Origin of the sequence: Azospirillum soli (assembly GCF_017876165.1) — a bacterium.
In the GTDB taxonomy this organism is placed as follows: domain Bacteria; phylum Pseudomonadota; class Alphaproteobacteria; order Azospirillales; family Azospirillaceae; genus Azospirillum; species Azospirillum soli.
This window is the reverse complement of sequence record NZ_JAGINQ010000065.1, coordinates 1-1,320: the sequence shown is the minus strand read 5'-3', so window position 1 is coordinate 1,320 and position 1,320 is coordinate 1. Positions and strand designations below refer to the sequence as shown.

General features: G+C 67.3%; 2 protein-coding genes. Both read left to right on the top strand.

What is annotated here, in order from left to right:
* On the top strand, positions 1 to 379 hold a 379-nt coding region (locus J2852_RS31255), incomplete at its 5' end, for a hypothetical protein (RefSeq protein WP_209883182.1).
* 3 nt (positions 380 to 382) lie between these two features.
* Positions 383 to 1,320, top strand: a 938-nt coding sequence (locus tag J2852_RS31250) for a recombinase family protein (RefSeq protein WP_209883181.1), incomplete at its 3' end; no start/stop codon positions are given.

Below are 1,320 nucleotides of genomic sequence, written 5' to 3'. Positions count from 1 at the left end.
GAGCGATATCCCTGGCCGTAACGATGACGTGCCCATACCGGACGAAATCAGCGTGGTCGATCCCGGCCACCCGCTGTACGGGCGGCGTTTTCGGCTGCACACGATCACCAACGCCATGCGCACCTGCGGCTACGCCTTCGTGGAGTATCGGCCGGGAATCCTGTTGAAGCTTCCGATCACGGTGACGAGCCTGCGGTTCTCTCCGGAGCTTCGGCCCGCCGCGACCAAGCTGAGCGTCGAGGGGTTGCGCGAACTGGTCGCCCTGGCCGGAGAGAGCGAGGGCGCATGCCCGTCAAGCCCGCCGAAGTCTGGCCCAGCCTGCCAGCCGCCGTCCGCCGGCAGGTCGCCGATGAACTTGCCGCAATCCTCCGGGAGGTGAGCCATGGGCTCCGAACTCGTGAAGCCACACCACCTGTCGCGCAAGGCGGTCATCTCCGTCCGCCAGTCCACGCCTCACCAGGTGCTGACCAACCAGGAGAGCCTGCGCCTGCAGTACGCCCTGCGCAAGCGCGCCCATGAACTGGGTTGGTCGGAGGCCGAGATCGACGTCATCGATGCCGACCTCGGCCTGAGCGGCGCAGCGGCGTCCCACCGTCAGGGCTTCAAGGATCTGGTGTCGCGCGTCACCTTGGATGAGGTCGGCCTCATCCTGTCGCTGGAGGTGACCCGCTTGGCCCGCAACTGCTCCGACTGGTATCCGCTGCTCGACGTGTGCGGCTACCGGGAGTGTCTCATCGCCGATCGCGACGGCGTCTACGATCCCGGCACGGCCAACGGCCGCCTCCTGTTGGGGCTCAAGGGGACCATCTCCGAACTGGAACTGCACACGTTGCGTGGCCGCCTGACCGCCGGCCTGCTCGCCAAGGCCGAGCGTGGCGACCTTGCGCTGACGCTGCCCGTTGGTCTGGTTCGAGACCCATCCAGCGTGGTCACCAAGGATCCCAACCAGGAGGCGCAGGCGCGCATCGCCCTGGTTTTCGACACCTTTTTTCAGGTCCGCAGCGCGGCGGGCGTGGTGCGTACGCTCAAGGCCAGCTGTCTGGCGATCCCACGGCGCGACCGGCACGGCGACCTGCACTGGCGGCCGCCGACGCTGATGGCGGTCATCGATTTCCTGAAGAACCCGGCCTACGCCGGGGCGTTCGTCTACGGCCGGCCCCGCCTACGCCCGGCGACGATTCCCGGCCGTTGTCCGCTCAAGACGCCCCGCGGGAGCGAGGAGTGGAGGTTCGTCGTGAAGGACAAGTACCCCGCTTACATCGACTGGGAGACGTTCGAGCGCATCCAGACGATTCTGCGCGACAACCGCGCCGACTACGC